This is a genomic window from Cytobacillus eiseniae, assembly GCF_017874625.1.
In the GTDB taxonomy this organism is placed as follows: Bacteria; Bacillota; Bacilli; order Bacillales; family Cytobacillaceae; genus Cytobacillus; species Cytobacillus eiseniae.
The window spans coordinates 54,818-79,874 of the sequence record NZ_JAGIKZ010000009.1 but is presented as its reverse complement, the minus strand read 5'-3'; the positions used below and the strand labels follow the sequence as shown (position 1 = coordinate 79,874).

Sequence of the window (25,057 nt, the reverse complement as noted above, 5' to 3'; positions counted from 1 at the left end):
CGTTGCCTCTTTTTCAACTAGAAAATAAGGAGTCATACAAATGAATATTATCATCGGCACAAAAAACCCAGCAAAAATAAAGGCGGTTCAAGCTGCCTTTCAATTATATGAAGCAGAATTTCATGCTTTAGATATTCCTTCAGGTGTACAGGATCAGCCTTTTTCAGACGAGGAAACAATCAAAGGTGCGATCAATCGCGCATATGGTGCATTAGCAGCAGGAAAAGGTGAAATTGGCATTGGGCTTGAGGGCGGTGTACAGGAAACAGCGTATGGCTTATTTTTGTGTAATTGGGGAGCACTTGTAGTAGAAGGGAAACCACCAATCATTGCAGGCGGAGCGAGGATTCCTTTGCCAGATGAGGTGGCGAAAAGACTAATTGCAGGAGAAGAGCTTGGCCCAGTCATGGAGATATTTGCGAAAAAAGAGGATATTCGCAAAAAGGAAGGAGCAGTTGGTGTATTTACAAATGGACAAGTTTCAAGAGCGGACATGTTCACCCATGTTATGAAGCTATTAGTTGGACAGTATGAATATCAAAAATAAGAATCCCTTCAGACCAAATCACAGTTGATTCGGTCTGAAGAGACTATCTGCCATTCATCGAGTTCATTTATTAGAGGTTATTCTGTGTCAAAAATATAGCTTAATACTTTCAATGCTTGATTAACTGTTTCGACAGTCACATTGGCTTTATTTGAAAGTTCTTTAAGTGGGTGGTGGAGCTTTTCTGGACGAATAAGGATAAGCGGCTTATTAAGAGAGATAGCTGCGCTTGCATCCATTGCTGTATTCCACTGTTTATACTGTTCACCGAATAGGGCAATGACGAGGTCTGATTTCTTCATTAATAGCTCTGTTCTTAAGTTATTGATGTTTGATGCCGCTTCATCACGGAAAATAGGGTTTGGCTGCTCCCCTAGAATTTCCTCTCCGATTAAATCAGAACGATCATGATTTTCCATCGGTCCAACAAAATGAAGGGGGAGCTGAAGAGACTTTGCTTTTTCCTTTAATTCGTTTCTCCAATTTGAATGAATTTCACCTGCTAAATAAATTGTTAATTCCAATTCCATTCCTCCTTTTCGTATAGATATCAATATTTTACCACTATTTCTAAATAATTACTTATAGAAGAATTCATCTGAAAGACTTGTCAGACTAACTTTAAGAAATGTATGATAGAAAAGAATGATAGATTTCCTAGCAAGGAGGACAAAAGTATGAGAAACATATCGAAAGCTACCTTGCTCTTAATTTTTGCAGTTTTACTACTTAGTGCTTGTTCCGCTTCACTTAAAGAAGAGCAAAATGCTGTGAAGGATGCTGTTACATTGGCATTCAAAAGTGAACCAAAAGAAACAAATAAGGAAAATAAGGATATCAAATATTATCTTCCATTTGGAATTGAAGTGAAAGAAGAGTCTCCAAATAATATTATTTTAAAAAGTGGCTCGAAAACCTATATCCTATTCTATAATCAGCATGAAGAGTCAAATAGTAAAATTGTGTACAATGCAACGATGAAGCAAAAAGAATATGACGTAAATGAAACATTTGATAAGGATCAGAAATTTGGTTTCTTATTGATCAAGAATACGGATAAAAAAATCAATGAAATGACGATTGGGATTGGTGGCGTGAAAATTACGTCGCAATCAAAAACGAAGCAATTAGCTTCAGATGCGAAGATTATGAGTGAGATTATTCATTCTGTTACGATGAAATAAGACAAGCGAAGGGACTCTCCTTCACTTGTCTTATTTTTTTCAATCTAAGGCAATTTCTCATGAGTGCTATTTTGATTTAACCATTAATAAATGGGCTTATTTTTTTCTAGTAAATAATTGGGTAAATCGATTTCGTCTTTTTTGTTTTATTTTGACCTCTTCCGCATCTAGTGAATCAAGCTTAAATTGATTGACTTCTTGTTGGAGGTCACTTGCAATCTGGCTGAGCTCAGATGCTGCTAGATTTACTTTTGAAATCGCATCTAATTGTGTTTCACTTGAGGCTGCAACTTCTTCTGATGAGGCAACTGAAACTTGTGACACAGTATAAACCCCATGAATCTGGTTTGCTAAAGAGTCAGTGGATGCATCGACGTTTTTCACAGCTGTTTCAATGGTGCCAATTCTTTCGTGAATGCCCTTGACGTGCTGTGCGATATTTTCAAAGGCCTTTTTCGTTTGCTGGACGGATTCACTTTGACGAAGCTTGTATTCATTGAAATATGCAGATTCAGATAATAACTGTTCCATCGTCTGATTCATGACCGACATGAGTGTTTGAATTTCCTGTGCTTCTACCTTAGAACGCTCTGCTAGTTTTCGCACCTCATTTGCGACAACGGCAAAGCCCTTTCCAGATTCACCAGCTCTTGCAGCCTCAATTGCGGCATTTAAGGCTAATAAATTTGTATTGTCAGCGATGCTCTGAATCGTAGTAACAATTGTTGAAATATTATCTGCTTGCTTTGCGGCTTCACCTACTTTTGCAGTTAAATGATTGGCGAGAAGTAGGAATTGATCAGAAATAGCTTGTAGTTCTTGGATTGTTAGCAGACCGTTATGGCCTTCTTTTTCAGTAAGTGCGACTTCCTCACTAATTTCTACACTTAGAAGCTCTGTGTGCCGAATTGCGCTCGTTACTTGTTCAATATCCATTCTGCTAGCTTCAAGCTGGGTAGACTGTTCCTCTGCTCCGATTGCAATTTGCTTAATAGCGGAATCGACTTGATTTGCTTGTGCTGATGTTTCTTCGGAAATAGCAGCAAGATGTTGAGAAGAAGCCTGTAGCTGGTTGGAAGAATCAAGGATATGAAGAAAAGCATATTGAACTTTTTCAGCCATTTGATTAAATGTTTGGGCGAGTGCACCCATTTCATCCTTGGCAACTACGGGTACACGATAGGCCAAATTCCCATCCCCAATTGTTTCAGCACCTGTCTTTAAGAATGTAATCGATCTAGTGATACTTGATAGTAAGTAAAGACCGAGAAGGGATAAAAAAACAATAAGTAATAGACTAATCGCATAAATACTATACGTATATACTTGATTTTGGTTTTTCAGCTCATTTCGTAGAACTGTTTGATTAGCGATGATCCCCTTTTCTATTTCTGCTGAAGCCTTTTCAATTGCTGAAGCTTGTCCATCAAATTCAATAATAAAATCCTCTGTTTGCTGATAAGAAGAATAAATGGAGCTTAAGGCAAGCTGGTATTCTGATAATCTTTTAATTAAATATTCTTTTGAATGATCCTCCAAATCGTTATTCGATTGGAAGGCAGCTTGAAAGGCATTTCCTGCATCAATAAATTGCTGATACGAGTCATCATCTCTAGTTGCAAGATATTGTTTTTCATACATTCTCATTAATAAAAGCTGTTCATCGATCGTAGGGCTTTTAAGGAATTTCGTTAAATTGGCCATCTGGTTTGCCGAGCTTGCAATTTGTCCCTTTAGTCCTTGCTCTTCTGTAAAACCAATTTGTTGATACATCGTTGTAAGTGTTGTGAATTCATCCATATAGGACTCAGTGCTTAGAATAACACTTTGGAATTGCTCCTTCATTACTAGGTCAGCGTGTAAATCACTTAGTCGATTTGCCTCAGATTTGACTCTTGAAATATTTTGCACAACTAAATCTGCACCTAATGGATCTGGTGATCTCAAAAATTGCTGCTCATATTTTCTAGTCATGGCTAAATGATATTTCAGTTCTTTGCTTCCATCTACAATGGCTTGTAATGAGGTTTCCTTGTCAGAACTATTCTTTTGAATGAATTGAAGTAAAAAGTTAAAAGATACTAATAATAGCAGGCCGCCAATTGTTAGTCCGACAATGAGAAACAATTTGCTGCGAATTGTTTTCAATAGCTACACCTCACTATAATGAAATAATATTCAAAAGATTTTAATTATACCCAATTATAGAACTTTTTTCATAGTAATACAATAACAGATAAAATAATAAACAGTGATAAATGTTGCTCTAAGGAGACATTTTAATAGACCAGCAGGTAGAAGCTTGTTATCATCAAACTATAAAAGGGTGGGGGGCGAATCCCACATAGGAGGAGTTAGTAGATGAAAAAACTTGAATCAATGGAGCAATTCGAACAGTTAAAAGACAATGGGCAGCATATTTTTATGTTTTCAGCAGACTGGTGCCCAGACTGTCGTATAATTGATCCGATTTTACCAGATGTAGAGGCGAAATATTCGGCATATACTTTCATTTATGTGGATCGTGATCAGTTTATCGATTTATGCATTCAATTAGATGTATTTGGTATTCCAAGCTTTATTGGCTTTAAGGATGGGCAGGAGCTTGGACGATTTGTTAGCAAGGATCGCAAAACACAAGAAGAAATTGAACACTTTATAGATGGTTTAAGTAAATAATGAAAATGGATAGTATAAAAATGAAAAAAGAGCTAGAGAAACGTTTGGCTCATTCGAATCGTTCATTTTTATTTGATAAAAAAAAGGACGAACTTCGAATAGAAAATAAACAGACAGGCAAAGGGATCACGATCTCCTTGCCTGGAATTATCGCTAAATGGGAAATACAGAAGGATCAAGCAATCGAGGAAGTTGTTTATTATGTGGAAGAAGGCTTAAATGCTATGGATGCAGATAGTCAGCTTTCTGGGCATGAAAAGAACATTTTTCCGGTCATTCGTTCCACCTCATTTCCATCTGAATCGGAGGAAGGAGTTTCATTTTTATTTGATGACCATACAGCAGAAACGAGAATTTATTATGCGCTTGATTTAGGTACAACCTATCGATTAATTGATAGGAGATTGATGGAGAAAGAGGGATGGGTTCCTGAAAGAATAAGGGAGATCGCTTTATTTAACATCCGCTCCCTCTCTACAGAGATGAAAAGTGATGTAGTTGCAGGTAATACATTTTATTTTCTAAATAAAAATGATGGGTACGATGCAAGTCGTATATTAAATGAACCATTTATAAAAAAAATGGAGCATGAGATGAAAGGCTCAATGGCGATAGCGGTGCCTCATCAAGATGTATTAATTATTGCAGATATAATGAATGAGATAGGCTATGATATTTTAGCAGAATTGACGATGAGTTTCTTTACAAGTGGTCGTGTGCCTATCACTTCGCTATCCTTTTTATACGAAAATGGGGAATTCGAACCTATTTTTATCCTTGGAAAAAATCAAAATAAATAATCAGACGAAGGAAGGATCACTTTTTGTGGTCCTTTTTTTAAATGCATTTACAAGCAGCATGAACCACGTTCAGTGACTATCAAAATTCAGTACTGCACCGCAAGGATTGCGTCAAGCGCGGTGTCGTTCACAATCCTCGTGTTTCCTTTATCGAAAGGAGGCCAGCTCCCAGGTAGGAGGGCGAGATCTTAGCCGCTCGCATTTTTGTATGTCCATAGGTTGATTATTCCAAATATGCGAGACGATAGGCCTTATTTCGATTTTTTTCTCCATATTTCCCAAATTACTGATAAAATAGGAAAGATAGAAATGAAAGAAAGAGTGGTAAAAATTGAGTTGGATAAAAAGGCTTTTTCAAAGATTTAAAAATGATGAGGATTATCTAATTGAAGATGAGAATGAAAATGAATATAATGAACAGCCCCTATTAAAAAGTCAGCAACCACAAGGAAAGAATATCGATGCAAGAGTTGTCTATCAATATCCAAAAGGTCAATTTCGCTTTCCTTTGATTCCAGACGAACAAGAGCAAAGTAGAGAACGAGTGAAGCAGACGAAAAAGCATGAACAGCAAGATAAACAAACAATCGAGCGAACAGTCTCTTCTACTATGAGAAGCAATGAATCGGTGCGCGAAAAAAATGAAGAGGCGGCACCTAAAAAAAGAGGCCCCTTCCGCCCGACAGAAATTCCTTCTCCTATTTATGGCTTTGAGCGTTCAAAGGTAAGAAGCAAATCAGCTGTCGCAGAACCGATCGAATATGAGTTAACAAATACAAAGATGGAAAGCACTAATCTAGAGGAAAAAGTGGATTTAAGGAAGGCAGAAGAGCTTCAGATGCAACATCAAATGGAGCCGGTGGAAATACAAAATGATTCAAGTGAGGAAGATGAATTTGCTAGAGTAGTGTCTGATCATAAAATAGAAGAAAGCATTCAATTAGATGAAGCAGCAGATGAAATGATAGAAGAGATAGAAGAAATAATAGACATAAAAGAAATAGAAGCAGCTGAACAATCACCTGAAGATCTGTCTATAAGCATTGAAGTAATTGAAAGTGATCAAAATAAGGAAGAAGAATCAGTCCCTGTTTCTTCTGGCAGGAAACACCTTCCATTCAATGTAATTATGCTTAATCAAGATAAAAAAAAGCTTGTAGAGAAAATGAATCCATATCAATCAGCAGGAGCGCATAGTCAAACGGCTCCACAAAAGCAAGAACTGCCTCAAAGGGTCGAAGAAAAGACCTTCTCCGAGGAAGAGGAAATCCCTTATTATGTATTTCCATCAAGAGGCTTACTCACACCTGCTGTTAATCTTGAGGAGTCGACTGAATGGATCCAAGAGCAGGAAGAGTTATTAAATTCTACTTTACAAAATTTCAATGTCCATGCAAAGGTAGTGAATACTACACAAGGACCTTCTGTGACAAGATATGAAGTCCAGCCAGATCCAGGTGTAAAGGTCAATAAAATCACGAACCTTTCGGATGATATTAAATTAAGCCTTGCAGCAAGAGACATTCGTATTGAAGCACCGATTCCTGGCAAGCATACGATTGGAATAGAGGTGCCAAATAAGAAAATGAGGCCCGTATTTATTAGTGAAATCATTAACAGTCCGGAGTTTCAAGACAGTGCTTCTCCATTAACGGCTGTACTCGGGCTAGATATAGCTGGAAAACCAATTGTAACTGACTTGCGGAAGATGCCTCATGGATTAATTGCTGGGGCGACAGGTTCAGGGAAAAGTGTCTGTATTAATTCCATCCTTGTAAGTCTGCTTTATAAGGCCACGCCTGATGAAGTTAAGCTAATTTTAATCGATCCAAAAATGGTTGAGCTTGCCCCATATAATCGCATCCCTCATTTAGTTAGTCCTGTTATTACAGATGTGAAGGCTGCAACTGCTGCATTGAAATGGGCGGTAGAAGAAATGGATCGACGTTATGAATTATTTGCCCATGCAGGTGTTAGAGATATTAATCGATTTAATGAGCTTGCTAACGAACATAAGCGTTATTCTGATAAGCTTCCATTTATGGTCATTATCATTGATGAATTAGCTGATTTAATGATGATGTCACCTGCCGATGTGGAAGAAGCGATTTGTCGAATTGCCCAGAAAGCAAGGGCATGTGGCATCCACTTAATTATTGCGACTCAAAGACCATCTGTTGACGTCATAACGGGGTTAATTAAAGCAAATGTCCCAACAAGAATTGCTTTTTCTGTCTCCTCACAAATTGACTCAAGAACAATTATCGATATTAGCGGAGCGGAGAAATTGCTTGGTCGAGGAGATATGCTATTTTTAGAAAATGGCAGTTCCAAGCCAGTGCGATTGCAGGGGACTTTCGTATCTGATCACGAAATTGATGAAGTAGTTGCCCATGTGAGAAGAGAAAGAGAGCCTGAGTATTTATTTGAACAAGAGGAATTATTGAAGAAGGCACAAGTGATTGAAGAAGAGGATGAGCTATTTTATGATGCGTGTGAGTTTATCGTTGCCCATGGTTCTGCTTCTACCTCTAGCCTCCAACGAAGGTTTAAAATTGGATACAATCGCGCAGCTCGATTAATCGATATGATGGAACAGCAAGGAATGATTTCAGAGGCACGCGGAAGCAAGCCGCGCGACGTGCTGATAACGGAAGAGGATCTGGAAAATCTTCAAGGTACTAGTACAATAAATTAATCCATGGTATTCTTTACTTGCATGTTTAAAATAATAAGAATAAATATTTGCTATTACTGAGGAGCTTTATGAATGAAGGAAATTGAACTTAAATTACAAGGTAAGATTAATCGGTTAACAAATCAAACATTCAAATTTGATGAACGAGTAAAGGATGGTTGGTTTTCAGCTGTTTACTTTTTGAAGACGAAAGATATTGTGAATAAATATATGCCAGACAATATTATTACGATGCAATTTTTTCAGAAGAATCATGCTGTTTTATGTGGAACAGATGAAGTAATTGCACTTTTAAAAACTTTTGCTGATAATCCTGATGATCTTGAAATATATTCATTAAAGGATGGCGACAAAATTGCTCCGTTTGAAACGGTGCTTACGATTACAGGGAAATACCAAACATTCGGGTATTTAGAAGGAATTATTGATGGCATTCTTTCTAGACGTACATCTGTTGCTACAAATGTGTTCAATGTGGTCAATGCGGCGAGTGCTTCAGGCAAACAGAAGCAAGTGATCTTCATGGGTGATCGTGATGATCATTATATTACTCAAGCTGGTGATGGCTATGCCGCGCATATCGGTGGTGCATCTGCGAAGGCTACCCATGCAATGAATGAGTGGTGGGGAAAACAAGGCATGGGCACGATGCCACATGCACTAATCCAATTATTCAATGGAGATATAGTTGCAGCAACAAAAGCTTATCAAGAAACATTCCCACAGGATGTATTGGTTGCTTTAGTTGATTACAATAATGATGTCATAACAGATTCATTAAAAGTAGCAAGAGAATTTGGAGACGACTTGAAAGGTGTTCGACTAGATACGTCTAGAACATTGATTGACCAATATTTCTTGAGAAATCAGCATCTCCTTGGTACTTTTGATCCGCGTGGAGTGAATGCAGAGCTTGTTTTTGCATTGAGAAAGGCTTTGGATGACGAAGGTTATCACCATGTGAATATTGTTGTTAGTGGTGGCTTTAATGAAGAACGAATTAAGGACTTTGAAGAAAATGGTGTACCTGTAGACACGTACGGTGTAGGAAGTAGTTTGTTGAAGGTAAATATTGGGTTTACAGGCGATAATGTCTTAATTAATGGAAAACATGCAGCGAAGGCAGGTCGCAGGTATCGTCCAAATGCAAGACTTGAAAAAGTTGAATAACAAGAACAGTAGCTCATTACATAGTTTTTATTCAAGATAAATGATATAATTTTTGAATATGAAAATTTATAATGTTTGCTGCCGTTTATTAAGTGTGTCCTAAAAGGGGATATGCGCAAAAATAGATATATGTCATATACTGTTTTACAGATATACGATGGTTGGAGGTTCTTTATATGACTATTTACCATTTCGTAGGTATTAAGGGGTCTGGTATGAGTGCCTTGGCTCAAATTCTCCATGATATGAATTATCAAGTTCAAGGCTCAGACTACGATAAGCATTTTTTCACTCAACAGGCCCTTGAACAATCAGGAATAAAGATCCTTCCCTTTCAAAAGGAGAACATACAGCCCGGTATGACGATCATTGCCGGAAATGCCTTTCCAGATACACATGAAGAAATTCAAGAGGCAATGAAGCTTGATTTACCAATTGTACGGTATCATCGTTTTCTTGGTGACTTTATGGAGAACTTTACAAGTATTGCTGTTACAGGTGCTCATGGAAAAACATCAACTACCGGTTTGCTTGCCCATGTTATGGAAGGGGCTAAGCCAACTTCATTTTTAATCGGAGATGGCACAGGCAAAGGGGATCAAAATGCCGAGTATTTTGTATTTGAAGCCTGTGAATATAGAAGACATTTTCTTTCTTACTTTCCAGATTACGCAATCATGACGAATATTGATTTTGATCACCCTGATTACTTTGCTAATATTGATGATGTTTTTTCAGCGTTTCAGGAAATGTCGTGGCAGGTGAATAAAGGAATTTTTGCGTGTGGGGATGATGAACAGCTGCAAAAAATTCAAGCGAAAGTACCTGTTCTCTTTTATGGATTTGGAGAAGAAAATGATTTCCAAGCAAGGAATATTGTGAAATCGACAGAAGGAACAACCTTTGATGTGTTTGTTCGAAATACATTTTTTGAAACCTTCTCTATTCGCTCTTATGGAGACCACAATATATTAAATTCATTGGCAGTTATTGCTATTTGTCACTATGAAGAAATTGACCCACAAATCGTTCAGGAATATTTGCACTCTTTTGAAGGGGTAAAAAGAAGATTTACTGAAAAGAAAAATGGGTCACAAATTATTATTGATGATTACGCGCATCATCCGACAGAAATTACAGCAACGATTGATGCTGCAAGACAGAAATACCCTGATCGTGAGATAATCGGTGTATTTCAACCACATACATTTACAAGAACACAAACATTTCTGGATGAATTTGCAGAAAGCCTTAATTTAGCTGATAAAGTGTACTTATGTGAAATCTTTGGATCTGCGCGGGAAAATCATGGAAAGCTATCGATTGAAGATTTGAAAGCCAAAATACCTGGCTCAGAATTATTAGTAGAAGAAGAAACTGAACGCTTAAAAATTCATGAAAATGGTGTCATTATTTTTATGGGAGCTGGAGATATCCAAAAGTTCCAAGAAGCATATGAGAAGCAATTATAATCAAAAAAAACGATGCAGCCTATTTGTAGGTTGCATCATTTTTTAATAAATGCTAAAAGCAGTTCAGCCTTTAGTTTACTTTAAGTTTTCAGGATTTAGTGCTTCTAATTCAGGGATAACGAAGCGTCCATCTTTGCGAATGAGGCGATCATCAAAAAAGATTTCACCACCGCCATAATCTGGGCGCTGAATATTCACCATATCCCAATGGATATTCGATTTGTTGCCGTTATAAGCGTCATCATATGCTTGTCCCGGTGTAAAGTGGAAGCTTCCTTCAATCTTTTCATCGAATAAAATATCCTGCATCGGATGCTGAATGAAAGGATTGACACCAATTGCAAATTCACCAATATAACGAGCACCTTCATCTGTATCAAAGATTTTATTGATTCTCTCGCTATCATTTGCTTCAGCTTCAACGATTTTTCCATTTTTAAAAGTTAATTTCACATTTTCGAATGTAAAGCCCTGGTATGGAGATGGCGTGTTATAGGTAATGACCCCATTGACTGAATCACGAACAGGAGCTGTGTACACTTCTCCATCAGGAATATTCATCTGTCCAGAACATTTAATAGCGGGAATATCCTTAATAGAGAAAGATAAGTCTGTTCCTGGACCTGTGATTTTCACTTTATCTGTTTTATTCATTAATTCAACAAGATTGTCCATTGCTTGGTCCATTTTTCCATAATCGAGATTACATACTTCAAAGTAAAAGTCTTCAAAAGCCTCTGTGCTCATTTTTGCTAATTGAGCCATAGAATGAGTAGGATATCTAAGGACAACCCACTTTGTCTTAGGTACACGAATGTCACGGTGTACCTTTTGGCCAACGGTGGAACCGTGGATTCTCATCTTCTCATCAGGTACATCTGAGTGCTCATTAATGTTATCTCCGGCACGTAGGCCTATGTATGCATCCATTTGAGCCATTACATTTGCTTCGAATTCAGCGATCATATTAAATTGCTCTTCCTGTGCACCGACAAGTAGCGCACGATCAACTTGATGGTCCTTCAATGATACAAATGGATAGCCACCAGCTGCATACGCTTCTTTTACGAGTGCAGTTACAAGTTCCTTTTGTAATCCGAAATTTTCAATTAAAACCTTTTCGCCCTTTTGGAGGCGAATGGAATAGTTTATTAAATTTCTTGCAAGTATTTCGATTCGAGGATCCTTCATTTGTTTCCCTCCGAGTAATAAAATAATGTGTATCTATATTATTGTAACCGAAATAAATCATTTTGTTTATTCAAACCCTTTAAAATATGATAAATTTATAATTGTACATAAAAAGTCGAATGATTAAGAAGGAAATGATCCAATTGTATGGAAGTGTATGTAAGAATAGGGAAGTAAAAAGGCATGATATGTAATGTAATTCACTAAAAAAAGTTTCAAATTATGTCGAATCGGGTAAGAAAGAAAGTAGATAGATAAATAAATGGAGGTTTACGAAGTGCAAATTATTTTATATTTAAGTATTGCAGTAATTGCGATCGCTTTTTTTATTCTTGTTATTTATTTAGCAAAAACTTTGACATCCTTGCGAGTGACATTAGACAGTGTCTCAAAAACATTAACAGGGCTGGAAAAGCAATTAGATGGTGTGACGAAAGAAACAGAAGCACTTCTACATAAAACAAATTTGCTTGCAGAGGATATTCAGTACAAGTCTGAAAGCTTAAACAGTGTTGTAAGTGCAGTGAAAGATGTGGGGGATACTGTACGTGGCTTCAATGGCTCTATTCAAAAAATCACCTCTTCTGTAAACAGCCAATTTGAAGAAAATAAAGAAAAAATTTCTGCAGTCGTCCAATGGGGTCAAGTTTTTCTCGAAATGAAGGATAAGTGGAAAGAGAGAAAACAAGACTCCGTTCAAAATAAAATGAAGGACGAGCAAAACCTTCAAAAAAAACGAGTAAGAGGAAACTAAAGGAGGAAGAAGGCGTATGAGTAGTCAAGAACGAAACCAAAACGAACAGTCAAAATCAGAAGAAACAATCAATACGAAGGATTTTTTGATAGGTGCTTTAATCGGAGGTATCGTCGGAGCTACAACAGCCCTTTTCCTAGCACCTAAATCTGGGAAAGAACTGAGAAATGACATTAATGAACAGGCGATCGTATTAAAAGAGAAATCTGGTCAAATTCGTGAGACAGCAGTAGCAAAAGGGTCTGAGATCGCAGCAGTTGCAAAGGAAAAAACAAATGCGATTACGCAAACAGTCTCAAAACAATCAACAGATTTAGTTAATAAGGTGAAAAACTTAAATTCTACTGAAGATCATTCTGTACCAGTTGACGAAAGCTTGGTTGAGGATGATTTGGCAGAGGATCCAGATGTCCAGTTGAAGCTAGAAGAAACAAAGCGAGCATTTGCAGAGACAGAAGAAAAGGTTCATCAATAAGGGGTTATGCACTACATTGATGATTAAAGCTGTCTTTTCTAGGAGGAAGTATGAATGGAAAGATTGAATGATCAAGAAGCTTTTGATAATGTCGTTCAAACAGGCGAGCTCATTATTATGTTTAAGCATAGTGCAACATGCCCAGTTAGTCAGGCTGCCTATGAAGAATTTGAAAAGTTTGCCCAAGAACATCCAGACTTAAAGACTTATTATTTAATCGTACAAGAGGATCGGCCACTATCCAATCATATTGCAGAGAGTTTTCATATAAAACATGAATCCCCTCAGGCAATTCTTTTCAATAATAGTGATTGCTCTTGGCATGCATCTCATTGGAAGATTACATTTGAATCATTAACAAAGGCAATTGAAGAAAATAGCTAATAGAAAAGCATCCATTATATGGATGCTTTTCTATTAGCAGGCCAATCTATTTTTAATTGATCGCCAGGTTCAAGCTTACTTTGGAAAGTTGCTTGTTCGCCATTTATTAAAAGTATAAAATTGCCATTCGCTTGTTTTGGCATTTCAATATCTACATGTCCAAATAGATCTTGGAACATGAAAGGTTCTAATTTCCGATATTCAATAAGAAGCTCGTCACCATCAATGATCGTGTCTTCTTCTGTTAGCAGTACACCCTCTCTTTTTATAATCGAAATAGGCTTTTGCAGGTTGATATTTTTGCCATTGAATGAGATGGGAATACTTTGTGATAACATCATTTGTTTCATTTCAGCTAATTCAGTCACAGAAGGTGTTTTTTTCTTTTCGATGAAAATTTGATCATGATCTTCGTAACTATTATGGAGCTTTGTTTCAACTCCATTTCGATAAATCTTTCCAGATAACGGAGGAATAAATGTATCTTTGCCATTTATTTTTACTCTGAAAGGCCGTATTTCAGCAATTAACTCATATAAGTTGAGTGAGCGGAGCAATTCCTCAATCGTACCAGGGATCATGCATTCAATATGATCACGGTCTTCAATTAAATGATCAGGACCAACGGCTTTTCCATTGCATTTGATTGTAGCATCAGCAATATATGGATGATCATTGATGGTTACTTTTTTCTTAGGAATTTCATCAATTAAATCGATTATTTGCACTTCTGCTTTATGGCCATCTTCCCCTTTAATTACGGTGAGTTGGTCTCCATTTTCAATCTGACTGTCTAAAGAGATCTGTTCGTCATTGCGTAAAATTAGTGGTGCATCTCCATGACTTCCAGGAATAGTAATATTTTGTCCATTAAGTGTAACGATTAGTGCCAGACCAGGTTTTCCATAAAGCTTATTTAGTTTAATTCCAGCTGCAAGTAAGCAATCACCAACGGTTAGCTTTTTCACTTCAAATAATCGGACAGGCTGTTCATTTACATACACAGTTTTGTATTGAACAGGAGAAAGATGTGCTGCAATTGCAATTCCAATCGGTGTAACAAGTTCTGGCCCCTTTTCAATATGATCTGAAATTGTTAAAGAGTTGATGGCATCGATCCCTCTAATCGCCACTCGATTTTCAGGAAGGCTCAGCTTTTCAGCTACCCTTTTTGGTAATTCAGGTGTGAGGCTCCCGCCGCCAACGAGCATTACTGCTTTTGGGGATTTATTGTTGTTCAGCTTTAAAATCTCATTACAAATGGCAGAAGAAAGTCGATCGAGTGCAGGAGAAATTTGTGCAATGATTTCCTCTCTTTTCACGTCTGTTTCAAATCCTAGAATATCTGTAACAGATATTGTATCATTCTTATGTAGATCCCTTTTCGCTTGTTCAGCTAATGGAAAATCTAGCAGGAGCTGATCACTAATTGCCTCGGTTATTTCATCACCAGCAACAGGAACCATTCCATATGCTATGACGGTTCCAAGATCTGTTATCGCAATATCAGATGTACCCGCACCAATATCCACAAGCGCAACATTCAGCCTTCGCATGGATGGGGGAATTAGTACATTGATTGCTGCGATTGGTTCGAGTGTTAATGCTTCCATTTCGAGGCCTGCACGGTGAAGGGCAGAAAGAAGTGATTCAACAACAACCTTCGGAAGAAAAGTGGCGATAATTTCTACTGAAGCTTCATTTCCTTGTTGATCAATTAAACTACCAATCTCTTCTCCATCTAATCGATAATATAGAACAGAATATCCTACACAATAATAGTAATGGCTCTGTTCTGCCTCATGTTTTTCAGCTACAACAGATTGAGCCTGCTGAACGGCACTTAGCTCGAGATGAAGAATATCTTGCTTTTGAATAAGTGGTTTTCCATTTATATCAATTGTTACTTTTGATCTCTCTGTTTTCAAAGCTCTTCCGGCAGCAGCAACACAGACTTTTTTCAGTGGACCGTGTCTTTCTTCAAGTTCGTGTTTTATTTCAGCAATTATTTTTGAAACAGAAAGGACATCATGTATTTGACCATCTAGCATGGCACGTTCTTGATGTTCTTTTACGAGAATATCAATTACATGGTAGTGTTCATTCTGTTCAGCAAGGATAATTCCGATGACAGAACGAGTGCCAATATCTAAGGCAAACAGCTTTTTTTGTTCAAGCATGTAATACACCTTCTTTATTTTCATTCACTTCTTTATCACTTAAAAGCGTTTAATTAATAAAGAGTATTTTCGTGACATACGATAATAATTCATATATAATAACTCTAATTATTTAAAATGTAACATAAAAAAAAGGGTCAATAAAGAAGAATAGAATAATTCAAGTTTTTTGGCTCCACTTTAAAGGGAAAGGAAGGATTGTAATGAGTAAAGATCTTGATCAGTTACGAAATCGTGTGGATGAACTAAATTTACAGCTCCTATCATTAATTAATGAAAGGGCTAGATTAGTTCAAGAAATTGGAAAGGCTAAGGAAACACAGGGGGTTTATCGTTACGATCCTGTCCGTGAGAGGAAAATGCTTGATCATATTAAAGAATATAATGATGGTCCTTTTGAAAACTCAACAATTGAGCATATGTTTAAGGAAATTTTCAAGGCTGGATTGGAGCTGCAAGAGGATGATCACCGTAAGGCGCTCCTTGTTTCCAGGAAGAAAAAACCTGAAAATACAATCATTAATCTAAAAGGAGAAAAAATTGGGGATGGAAAGCCACATTTAGTATTTGGGCCATGTGCGGTTGAATCCTATGAACAAGTTGCGACTGTTGCTGATGCAGTGAAAGCAAAGGGACTTAAACTTCTTCGTGGCGGCGCATTTAAGCCAAGAACATCACCTTATGATTTTCAAGGACTTGGACTAGAAGGCTTGAAAATTTTGAAACAAATAGGCGATGAATTTGACTTGGCAGTAATTAGTGAGATTGTAAGCCCTGCTGATATTGAAATAGCCGTGGACTATTTAGATGTTATTCAGATTGGTGCAAGAAATATGCAAAACTTTGAACTTCTAAAGGCAGCCGGTGCGATCAATAAACCAGTTCTTCTTAAACGTGGGTTAGCGGCAACGATCGAGGAGTTTATTAATGCGGCTGAATATATTATGGCTCAAGGAAATGGACAAATTATTTTATGTGAACGTGGAATACGCACATATGAGCGGGCAACGAGAAATACGCTCGATATTACTGCCGTTCCAATTTTAAAGCAAGAAACACATTTACCAGTATTAGTGGATGTCACACATTCAACTGGAAGAAGAGATCTACTGCTCCCAGCAGCAAAAGCGGCATTAGCAATCGGTGCGGATGGGGTAATGGCCGAGGTTCATCCAGATCCTGCTGTCGCATTATCAGATAATGCACAGCAAATGAATTTAAAGCAATTTGATGAATTTATGAAAGAACTTCAATCCTCCTCTTTTGTTACTATTTAATATCAACTCGCCTTCTACTTAATGTGGAAGGCTTGTTTTTTTAGATTGATTTTTAAGTTCCTTTAAAATCAATTGTATGAATGAATATGATTGAACAATTCGGCTGATTTGAGTGAAACTATTGAACATGAATCTAGATTCTTGAAGTTTGACCAACTAGGTCGGTTGATTGGAGCGGAAATCAACCTTTACCAACTTTATCTTAATAAGTATCAATATTTGTGAAAACAGCCTTAATTTATAACAATGTTTACAAGAATAGCCTTTTTTATAAGAAATATTGTCCACTTGATTGCGGCATGTCAAATACTGTCGTATGATTAATTACAATATTACATACTTATTAGCAGATCACTTTTTGCGTCAACATAAGCTGCCGCAAAACTGGCGATCGTTAGAAAAATAGGAGTGAACGATGATGAATGTAACGATATACGATGTAGCAAGGGAAGCGAATGTTTCAATGGCGACCGTTTCACGTGTCGTAAATGGAAATCCCAATGTAAAGCCTGCTACACGAAAAAAAGTTGTGGAAGTAATTGAAAGACTTGGCTATCGTCCGAATGCTGTAGCACGTGGACTAGCTAGCAAAAAAACAACAACGGTAGGCGTGATTATTCCTGATATTTCGAGCACTTTTTTTGCGGAGCTTGCACGTGGAATCGAAGATATTGCAACAATGTATAAATATAATATTATCCTAAGTAATTCAGATCAGAATTTGGATAAAGAGCTCCATTTATTAAATACAATGCTTGGAAAGCAAGTGGATGGCATTGTATTCATGGGTGGAAATATTACGACTGAACTTGTAGAGGAATTTAAGAAATCTCCCGTTCCAATTGTGCTGGCTGGATCAATAGAAGAAAGCGAAAAAATCCCATCTGTTAATATTGATTATGAACAGGCTACATATGATGCGATTGATTCCTTTATTCAAAATGGTCATAAAGAGATAGCGATTGTTATTGGCCCTCTGCAAGAGCCAATTAACCGAGAAAGAAAGTTAGCCGGCTACAAACGAGCTCTTTCGGAAGCGGGAATTGACTATAAGGAAAACTTCGTTATCGAGGGAGATTACACATACGACTCAGGAATTGAGGCCTTTGAAAAACTACTTGAAGGAGATGTGAAACCTACTGCGATATATTCTGGATCTGATGAAATGGCGTTAGGAGTAATCCATGGCGCTGAGGATAAAGGATACAAAGTCCCTAATGACTTTGAAGTCATCAGTTCTGACAATACACGTTTATCTCTAATGGTCCGTCCACAGCTTACAACCATTGTTCAGCCTTTATATGATATTGGTGCAGTAGCCATGAGACTTCTTACAAAACTAATGAATAAGGAAGAAATTACCGATCATATTATCGTTCTTCCCCATCGTATTGAACAAAGAAGCTCAACAAAATAATGAATTTGCCGATAATAGTAAAAAAAGCGAAGGTGGCTTGCCCAGGAGCGACTAGCCTAAGACGAACGAACAAGAAGGTTGTTCTTTGATCTTCATGTTCGTCTGACTTAAGACCTCGAGCTCCTAGCCACCGCAGCTGGACAAAGAAAAGCGAAGGTGGCTTGCTCAGGAGCGACAAGCTTAAGACGGACGAACAAGAAGGTTGTTCTTTAACCTTCATGTTCGTCTGACTTAAGACCTCGAGCTCCTAGCCACCGCAGCTGGACAAAGAAAAGCGAAGGTGGCTTGCTCAGGAGCGACAAGCTTAAGACGGACGAACAAGAAGGTTGTTCTTTAACCTTCATGTTCGTCTGACTTAAGACCTCGAGCTCCTAGCCACCGCAGCTAGACAAAGAAATTCGGACAAAATCACATTATTTTGATGATCGGGAGAGGTAATATGAAGAGGAAGAGGTTTGATGTATTAACACCAATTGGATTAATCGTTGGTATGGCTATGCTCATATTTGGGATTATGACGAATGATGGAATTAGCGGCTTTCTTTCATTTATAGACCCAGCCTCCATGTTAATTGTAACAGGCGGTCTAATGGCTGGTCTTCTTGTAAGCTTTCCGCTAAGAGATATGAAACAAATGTTTACTGTAATCAAACAAGGTTTTTCTCATGATGAGCAAAATCTAGGTGAACTAATTGAGACATTCATACATCTTTCAGATCGTGCAAGAAGAGAAGGACTTCTATCGTTAGAAACAGAATTGGAAGAGGTTCCAGACCCTTTTATCCGTAAGGGCATTCTACTTGCAGTTGATGGCATTGAACCAGACGTCATAAATGATATTATGACTGCAGAAATTGTTGCCATGGAAGAGCGTCATAAAAAAGGCAGAAGTATTCTAGAAAAAGCTGGAGAATATGCACCAGCTTGGGGAATGGTCGGTACACTAATCGGTCTTGTTCTTATGTTAAAAGGCCTGAATGATCCATCCACATTAGGACCAAATATGGCCATCGCCCTTTTAACAACTTTATATGGAACGTTATTAGCTAATTTATTTTTCTTGCCATTAGCTTCAAAGCTCAGTTTAAAAACAGAGCAGGAAGTTTTTTTAAAGCAAATTATTATTGAAGGGGTCATTGGCGTACAATCTGGACAAAACCCAAAACTTTTGGAAGAAAAATTAAGTGCTTTCTTGTCCTCTAAAGAACGTATTGTGGCGCTTCAAGCCTTGAATTCCAAGGGGGCACTGGATAATGAGGCTTAGAAGACGACCTTCTAATTCTGTAAAAGGTGCGCCAGCCTGGATGGTTACATTCTCTGATTTAGTGACATTAATTTTAGTTTTTTTTATTTTACTATTTTCAATGTCACAAATTGATATGATGAAATTCAAGGCGATTTCAGAATCATTCCAGGAGCATTTTTTTGATTTTTACCCATCCATTATTCCTGTTGAAAGTCCTCCCGGAGTGGAATCAAATATGGGCGAAAATGAAAATGAAAATGAGAATGAGATGAATGAAAAAGACTTATCTGAAGAATCTTTAGAGAATTTATTAGCGGAAGTACAAGGGTTCCTGGAGAAAAATGGGATTGAAGATGTAATTATCGCCAATAGGACAGAGCGCGGAGTTGTTCTTGTTCTGCAGGAACAAGTTCTATTTGATCCGGGAGAGGCGACTCTTCTAGAAGACTCGAACGCCTTTTTAAATAGGGTAGGAGAGCTTTTAGCGAATCTTCCTAACTTAGTTAAAGTCGAGGGACATACGGATAATATTCCGATGAGTTCTTTTCGATACCCATCTAACTGGGAGCTTTCTGCAGCAAGGGCAAGCAGTGTGATTAATTACTTGATTGAAAGTCACGAGCTAGATAGTCGAAAGTTCATTGCGGTTGGGTATGCAGATACGAGACCAATAGTCTCAAATGATGTACCTGAAAATAGACAGAAAAATCGCCGAGTGGAAATTATTATTTCTGATCCTAAATACAGTAAGGAAGATTTTATATCCAATTAAAAAGGACCAAGAACGGTCCTTTTTAATTGCTTAGGAAACTATAAAATCGCGCATTGTATATAATTTTATAAGTAGTTTAGTCTACGTCCAGCTTCGGCGCCTATCGCCTATCAAACTTCAGTACTACTCCCTGCGATAAGTCAAGCGCGGTATCGCTCACGCTCACCGTGTTTCCTTTATCGAGAGGGGTAGTCCTTCCAGTTTGTACGGCGATGAACAAGGCGCCTACGCTTTTGTTCTATTGACAATCGTATACAGACACTAGCGACTATTTTTTTGCTCTCAGTCAGAGCCTTTCAGTTTGTATGGCAATGACCAAGGTCTTGCGCTTTTCTTAGATAGATTCTGTTTTTGAGTGGTTTCTTATTGGATATAATGCTTTTTCTAATGTTTGCTTATTTTTTTCTGATATTTCTTGTTTACGAGGGATGGGCTTATAAAGGTCCTCTGGGTCATCCCATTGGAAAGGCAGTGGATCTGCTGCGGTATCCTTCCAAGCATTAATCCATTCCGTTGGTAAGTTCCCATAACAATTTGAGTTTTCCGTCATTTCAAGCCAGATTAACGCCCATGCTCTTGGGACGACCCGCCAAATATCATATCCGCCCCCACCTACGGCTATCCATTTCCCATTACAATACTCATGAGCAATTTCATGTGCGAGCTTTGGGATTTCGCGATATATATTCATAGTTGATGATAAATGGGTAAGAGGATCAAGAAAGTGCGAGTCTGCTCCATTTTGTGTAAGAATGACATCAGGTTTAAAGAATGCTGCTACCTCTCTTAAAGAGGTCCGATAGACTTCAAGCCATGACTCATCTTCTGTAAATGCATCCAATGGAATATTAAAGGAATATCCATATCCTTTTCCTTGGCCACGTTCGTTCACATTTCCAGTTCCAGGGAATAAATATCTGCCAGTTTCATGGATTGAAAGCGTACAAACATTTGGATCATCATAAAATGACCATTGGACGCCATCTCCATGATGGGCATCGGTGTCTATGTATAGAACTCTTGCATGGTACTTTTCTTGTATATATTTAATGGCAACGGAGCTGTCATTATATACACAAAACCCCGATGCTTTTCCCCTAAAGCCATGATGAAGTCCACCACCAAGATGTAGCGCATGCTTTGCATGTCCGCCCATTACATAATCAACAGCTGTCAATGTTCCACCTACTAGTAATGAACTAGCTTCATGCATATGAGGGAAAATGGGGACATCTTCTGTACCGAGCCCATAATTCTCTGCCTGATCAATAGAAAGCTGTCCCATCCCGGCTAGCCTGACTGCATTTATGTAGCCTGGGTCATGGATTAGTTGAAGTTCCTCATCTGTCGCTGGCCGTGGCGGGATAAGATGATGATCAGATATTGCATGTAAGCGCTTAAGTAAATCAAGAGTTAATTTAAGCCTTATTTGATTAAAAGGATGATCCGTATTAAATTTGTAATTCAATAATTCCTCTGAATAGATGAATACAGAATCAGCATTATGTATCATGATGGCATCCCTGGATGATTTGGCCATAAAACATGGTGTCCAGATTTTTTTAAATCCTCGATTAATGCGAGTGGGTTCATCGTTTGTAAGCGAATGACAATAATTTTGTATTTTTCATCCTTTTTATCCGGATAGACTAGTACACTTTGAATATTTGCATTCTTATTGCGGATGACTGTTGAAATCTCATGAAGCATCCCTGTCCTGTTTGGCACTCTTACTTCAATTTGAGAGCCTGGCTGGTGTGCACCAGTCAATTCTACTAATGTACGCAGTAAATCTGTTTCTGTAACAATCCCAACTAGTCTATTATGATTAATAATCGGCAGGCATCCAATACGATGTTCATATAGAATGGCTGAAATTTCTTCAACAAAATCATGTGGATGACCAGTTATTACGTCTGTTTTCATAATCATTTTTAGTGGGTTTTGCAATTCTTGTTTTAATTCCTCTGTTTCAAAAATAGAAGGTGTTGCGTCACGAATATCTCTATCAGTAACTAAACCAATTAATTGCTGATTCTGATCAATGATAGGAAGATGACGAATTTTTTTTTCATCCATTACCTGGATTGCCTCTGCAATACTATTATTCTCAGATAATGTAGTTATAGTCGTATTCATAATTTCTTCAACAATCACTTTACTTCCCCCCATTTATATAGAAGATAAAACTAATACATAAAACGGTTCTTGAAGCGAAGAAGGTCAAATTGCTGGATAGAATCTAAATCTACCCTTTTTCCGATTTTCGCCATAAGACAATTGGCTGGATGCGAGCTAATTTCTGGATCATCTGTTGCGTACCATACGAGGCCACCCGCATTCATCATTTTCTCCATTACTTTTCTATATTCCCATATATTTAACCCAGTCCCCTTTAAATCCCAATGCCAATAATACTCAGTTGTAATCGTAATATAATCTTCCATTGCATCATCCATCATCGAAACAATTAGCAAGTTCTTCCCAGTCCCGCTGCCTCTGAATGCCGGAATTACCTCAATTGCCCCAAGCTCGATTAAGTTGTCCATCTCCCCTTCAGACCATCTTTCAAGAGGATCTGGATACACATAGGTTACATACCCAACGATTGTATCTCTGAAACGAGCAATAATAATTCTTCCTTCAGGAAGCGCGGCAATTTCAATCAGTGCTTTTTTCTGTTGCTCTGGCGGACGAAAGGCAACGAGATCATGATGAAATTCGTATTCCATTAATTTCTCGGGAGAGACAGGACCCTCAATAATTAAATTTCCTTTTGGTGTCTTAATTTCTTTTGCGTTGTATGTTTTTTGATGTTCCATGAAATCACCGCCTGAAAAATTGATAGTTAATAATTCTATTATACATAAATTATTATATTTGTTAGAGCTTTCTCGACATTTTCTGTATAATTAGAAAATTTTTGTGACGAAACAGGGAGGAGAATATTTTAAAAATTGAGAATTAATTAAATGTATAATATAATATAACAATCTAAGAATTGTGAATGACGATTAACAATTATTTTTAGCAATTGAGATTTATGTGAATGTATAAGAAGGGAGATTACGATTTATGAAAATGGAAGCGTTGTCAGCTAAACAAGGGAATTATAATTTAAAAAATTATGATGAAGTGTATAAAAACTTTGAGTGGAAAGATGCTGAAAAGGTATTTTCTTGGCATGCAACTGGAAGAGTTAATATGGCGTATGAGGCAATTGACCGACATGCAGAAACCTTCCGCAAAAATAAAATTGCCCTTTATTTCAGAGAAGGCACTAGAAAAGAAAAATATACATTTAAAGAAATGAAAGAGCTCTCAAATAAAGCTGGAAATGTGTTAAAAACCTATGGGGATATCGAAAAAGGAGATCGGGTATTTATTTTCATGCCACGTTCTCCAGAGCTCTATTTTGCTGCCTTAGGGGCGATTAAGTTAGGGGCAATTGTAGGGCCATTATTTGAAGCATTTATGGAAGGTGCGGTAAAGGATCGATTAGGAGATAGTGAAGCAAAAGTATTAATTACTACCCCTGAACTATTAAAGCGCGTTCCAGTTGATGAATTACCAGCCTTGAAAACAATTTTCCTCGTTGGTGATCATATTACCGAAGATGGGCCATATATCAGTTTTAATAAAAGATTTGCTGAGGCAAGTAAGAATCTTGCCATTGAATGGGTAGAGCGGACAGATGGGTTAATTCTTCATTACACATCAGGCTCAACGGGAAAACCTAAAGGTGTTCTCCATGTTCATAATGCGATGATCCAGCATTATCAAACGGCAAAATGGGTGCTTGATTTACAAGAAGAGGATGTGTACTGGTGTACAGCCGACCCTGGGTGGGTAACAGGAACTTCGTATGGCATATTCGGACCGTGGCTGACAGGATCAGCTAATTTGATTGTTGGTGGAAGGTTTAACCCAGAATCATGGTATAAGATGATCGAAGAATATGGGGTTTCTGTATGGTATAGTGCTCCAACGGCATTTAGAATGCTGATGGGAGCGGGCGATGAAATTGTTAAGCGATTTGACCTAAGCAGTCTAAGGCATGTAGTAAGTGTTGGGGAACCTTTAAATCCAGAGGTAGTGAAGTGGGGAATGAAGGTATTCCATTTACGCATTCATGATACGTGGTGGATGACTGAAACAGGTGCTCTATTAATCTGTAATTATCCATGTCTGCCAATTAAGCCAGGATCGATGGGAAAGCCGATTCCAGGTGTGAATGCTGCCATTGTAGATGATCAGGGGAATGAACTTCCTCCATATCATATGGGGAATCTTGCAATTAAAAAAGGCTGGCCAGCGATGATGCAAACGATTTGGAATAATGAGCAGAAATATGAATCATATTTCATGCCCGGAGATTGGTATGTATCAGGTGATTCTGCTTATATGGATGAGGACGGGTATTTCTGGTTCCAGGGACGTGTGGATGATGTAATTATGACTTCTGGTGAACGTGTAGGCCCATTTGAAGTAGAAAGCAAGCTGCTGGAGCACCCTGCTGTTGCAGAAGCAGGTGTAATTGGAAAGCCCGATCCTGTAAGAGGGGAAATCATTAAAGCATTTATTGCACTATTGGATGGATATGAACCAACTGAAGCGTTGATCGAGGATATTCGCCAATTTGTAAAGAAGGGTCTTGCTGCTCATGCTGCTCCTCGTGAAATTGAATTCCGCGATAAATTACCAAAAACAAGAAGCGGGAAAATTATGCGTCGTGTATTAAAAGCTTGGGAGCTTGATCTGCCTGCAGGTGATTTGTCAACAATGGAAGATTAAATAGCATGATAAAGAAA

General features: G+C 37.8%; 22 protein-coding genes. 15 read left to right on the top strand and 7 right to left on the bottom strand.

Annotated elements, in window-relative coordinates; genetic code table 11:
- Positions 1-40: 40 nt before the first annotated feature.
- A complete protein-coding gene (locus J2Z40_RS09900; protein WP_066396882.1) occupies positions 41-547 on the top strand; it encodes a DUF84 family protein in 507 nt (168 codons plus the stop codon).
- Between the two features lie 77 nt (positions 548-624).
- Here J2Z40_RS09900 and J2Z40_RS09895 read toward each other — a convergent pair whose 3' ends face one another.
- Positions 625-1,071: a YtoQ family protein gene (locus J2Z40_RS09895; protein ID WP_066396881.1), complete on the bottom strand. Its 447-nt coding sequence runs from the start codon at positions 1,069-1,071 to the stop codon at positions 625-627.
- 153 nt (positions 1,072-1,224) lie between these two features.
- Between J2Z40_RS09895 and J2Z40_RS09890 the strand changes: the two genes are divergently transcribed.
- Positions 1,225-1,731: a hypothetical protein gene (locus tag J2Z40_RS09890; RefSeq protein ID WP_066396878.1), complete on the top strand. Its 507-nt coding sequence runs from the start codon at positions 1,225-1,227 to the stop codon at positions 1,729-1,731.
- Between the two features lie 96 nt (positions 1,732-1,827).
- Here J2Z40_RS09890 and J2Z40_RS09885 read toward each other — a convergent pair whose 3' ends face one another.
- Positions 1,828-3,879, bottom strand: coding sequence for a methyl-accepting chemotaxis protein (locus tag J2Z40_RS09885; protein WP_066396875.1), 2,052 nt, complete (start codon positions 3,877-3,879; stop codon positions 1,828-1,830).
- Positions 3,880-4,092: 213 nt separating this feature from the next.
- Here J2Z40_RS09885 and J2Z40_RS09880 point away from each other — a divergent pair, with 213 nt between their 5' ends.
- The 5 genes from J2Z40_RS09880 (at position 4,093) to murC (ending at position 10,550) form a co-directional block, all read left to right on the top strand.
- Entirely contained in the window at positions 4,093-4,410 is a 318-nt protein-coding gene (locus tag J2Z40_RS09880) for a thioredoxin family protein (RefSeq protein ID WP_066396873.1), read from the top strand.
- A gap of 5 nt (positions 4,411-4,415) precedes the next feature.
- Positions 4,416-5,210, top strand: coding sequence for a DUF1444 domain-containing protein (locus tag J2Z40_RS09875; protein ID WP_066399471.1), 795 nt, complete (start codon positions 4,416-4,418; stop codon positions 5,208-5,210).
- A 331-nt stretch (positions 5,211-5,541) separates the two neighbouring features.
- Positions 5,542-7,908, top strand: a complete 2,367-nt coding sequence (locus J2Z40_RS09870; RefSeq protein WP_083953941.1) for a DNA translocase FtsK — start codon at positions 5,542-5,544, stop codon at positions 7,906-7,908.
- A gap of 72 nt (positions 7,909-7,980) precedes the next feature.
- Positions 7,981-9,078, top strand: coding sequence for a nicotinate phosphoribosyltransferase (locus J2Z40_RS09865; protein WP_066396871.1), 1,098 nt, complete (start codon positions 7,981-7,983; stop codon positions 9,076-9,078).
- Positions 9,079-9,254: 176 nt separating this feature from the next.
- A complete protein-coding gene (murC, locus tag J2Z40_RS09860) occupies positions 9,255-10,550 on the top strand; it encodes a UDP-N-acetylmuramate--L-alanine ligase (RefSeq protein WP_066396869.1) in 1,296 nt (431 codons plus the stop codon).
- Between the two features lie 75 nt (positions 10,551-10,625).
- On the opposite strand, the gene J2Z40_RS09855 is transcribed toward murC, so the two are convergent.
- Complete coding sequence (locus tag J2Z40_RS09855) at positions 10,626-11,741, bottom strand: aminopeptidase (protein ID WP_066396866.1); 1,116 nt, start codon at positions 11,739-11,741, stop codon at positions 10,626-10,628.
- A gap of 277 nt (positions 11,742-12,018) precedes the next feature.
- Between J2Z40_RS09855 and J2Z40_RS09850 the strand changes: the two genes are divergently transcribed.
- From J2Z40_RS09850 to ytxJ, 3 genes are read left to right on the top strand one after another with little or no spacing between them, the layout of a single operon-like run.
- Positions 12,019-12,495 carry a DUF948 domain-containing protein gene (locus tag J2Z40_RS09850; protein WP_066396859.1) on the top strand — a complete coding sequence of 159 codons (477 nt, stop codon included), beginning with the start codon at positions 12,019-12,021 and terminating at the stop codon, positions 12,493-12,495.
- Positions 12,496-12,511: 16 nt separating this feature from the next.
- Positions 12,512-12,970, top strand: coding sequence for a YtxH domain-containing protein (locus tag J2Z40_RS09845; protein ID WP_066396855.1), 459 nt, complete (start codon positions 12,512-12,514; stop codon positions 12,968-12,970).
- Between the two features lie 54 nt (positions 12,971-13,024).
- The gene (gene ytxJ / locus J2Z40_RS09840; protein ID WP_066396854.1) at positions 13,025-13,354 is read left to right on the top strand and encodes a bacillithiol system redox-active protein YtxJ; all 330 of its coding nucleotides are present in this window, start codon (positions 13,025-13,027) and stop codon (positions 13,352-13,354) included.
- 14 nt (positions 13,355-13,368) lie between these two features.
- On the opposite strand, the gene pilM is transcribed toward ytxJ, so the two are convergent.
- Positions 13,369-15,534 carry a pilus assembly protein PilM gene (pilM, locus tag J2Z40_RS09835; RefSeq protein WP_066396852.1) on the bottom strand — a complete coding sequence of 722 codons (2,166 nt, stop codon included), beginning with the start codon at positions 15,532-15,534 and terminating at the stop codon, positions 13,369-13,371.
- Between the two features lie 203 nt (positions 15,535-15,737).
- Here pilM and J2Z40_RS09830 point away from each other — a divergent pair, with 203 nt between their 5' ends.
- From J2Z40_RS09830 to motS, 4 genes are all read left to right on the top strand, one after another.
- On the top strand, positions 15,738-16,811 hold the full coding sequence (locus J2Z40_RS09830) for a bifunctional 3-deoxy-7-phosphoheptulonate synthase/chorismate mutase (protein WP_066396849.1): 1,074 nt from the start codon (positions 15,738-15,740) through the stop codon (positions 16,809-16,811).
- 418 nt (positions 16,812-17,229) lie between these two features.
- Complete coding sequence (ccpA, locus tag J2Z40_RS09825; RefSeq protein WP_066396847.1) at positions 17,230-18,228, top strand: catabolite control protein A; 999 nt, start codon at positions 17,230-17,232, stop codon at positions 18,226-18,228.
- 439 nt (positions 18,229-18,667) lie between these two features.
- Positions 18,668-19,492 carry a flagellar motor protein MotP gene (motP, locus tag J2Z40_RS09820; protein ID WP_066396844.1) on the top strand — a complete coding sequence of 275 codons (825 nt, stop codon included), beginning with the start codon at positions 18,668-18,670 and terminating at the stop codon, positions 19,490-19,492.
- Positions 19,482-20,246: a flagellar motor protein MotS gene (gene motS / locus J2Z40_RS09815; RefSeq protein ID WP_066396842.1), complete on the top strand. Its 765-nt coding sequence runs from the start codon at positions 19,482-19,484 to the stop codon at positions 20,244-20,246. Before motP ends, motS begins: the two co-directional genes overlap by 11 nt.
- Before the next feature lie 334 nt (positions 20,247-20,580).
- Here the strand turns inward: motS and J2Z40_RS09810 are convergent, their stop codons facing one another.
- The 3 genes from J2Z40_RS09810 to J2Z40_RS09800 are packed head-to-tail and all read right to left on the bottom strand — an operon-like array spanning position 20,581 to position 23,068.
- Positions 20,581-21,759: an acetoin utilization protein AcuC gene (locus J2Z40_RS09810; protein ID WP_066396838.1), complete on the bottom strand. Its 1,179-nt coding sequence runs from the start codon at positions 21,757-21,759 to the stop codon at positions 20,581-20,583.
- The gene (locus J2Z40_RS09805) at positions 21,756-22,403 is read right to left on the bottom strand and encodes a CBS domain-containing protein (RefSeq protein WP_066396836.1); all 648 of its coding nucleotides are present in this window, start codon (positions 22,401-22,403) and stop codon (positions 21,756-21,758) included. Before J2Z40_RS09805 ends, J2Z40_RS09810 begins: the two co-directional genes overlap by 4 nt.
- A gap of 32 nt (positions 22,404-22,435) precedes the next feature.
- Positions 22,436-23,068: a GNAT family N-acetyltransferase gene (locus tag J2Z40_RS09800; RefSeq protein ID WP_066396833.1), complete on the bottom strand. Its 633-nt coding sequence runs from the start codon at positions 23,066-23,068 to the stop codon at positions 22,436-22,438.
- Between the two features lie 253 nt (positions 23,069-23,321).
- Here J2Z40_RS09800 and acsA point away from each other — a divergent pair, with 253 nt between their 5' ends.
- Entirely contained in the window at positions 23,322-25,040 is a 1,719-nt protein-coding gene (acsA, locus tag J2Z40_RS09795) for an acetate--CoA ligase (RefSeq protein WP_066396831.1), read from the top strand.
- The last annotated feature ends 17 nt before the right edge of the window (positions 25,041-25,057 follow it).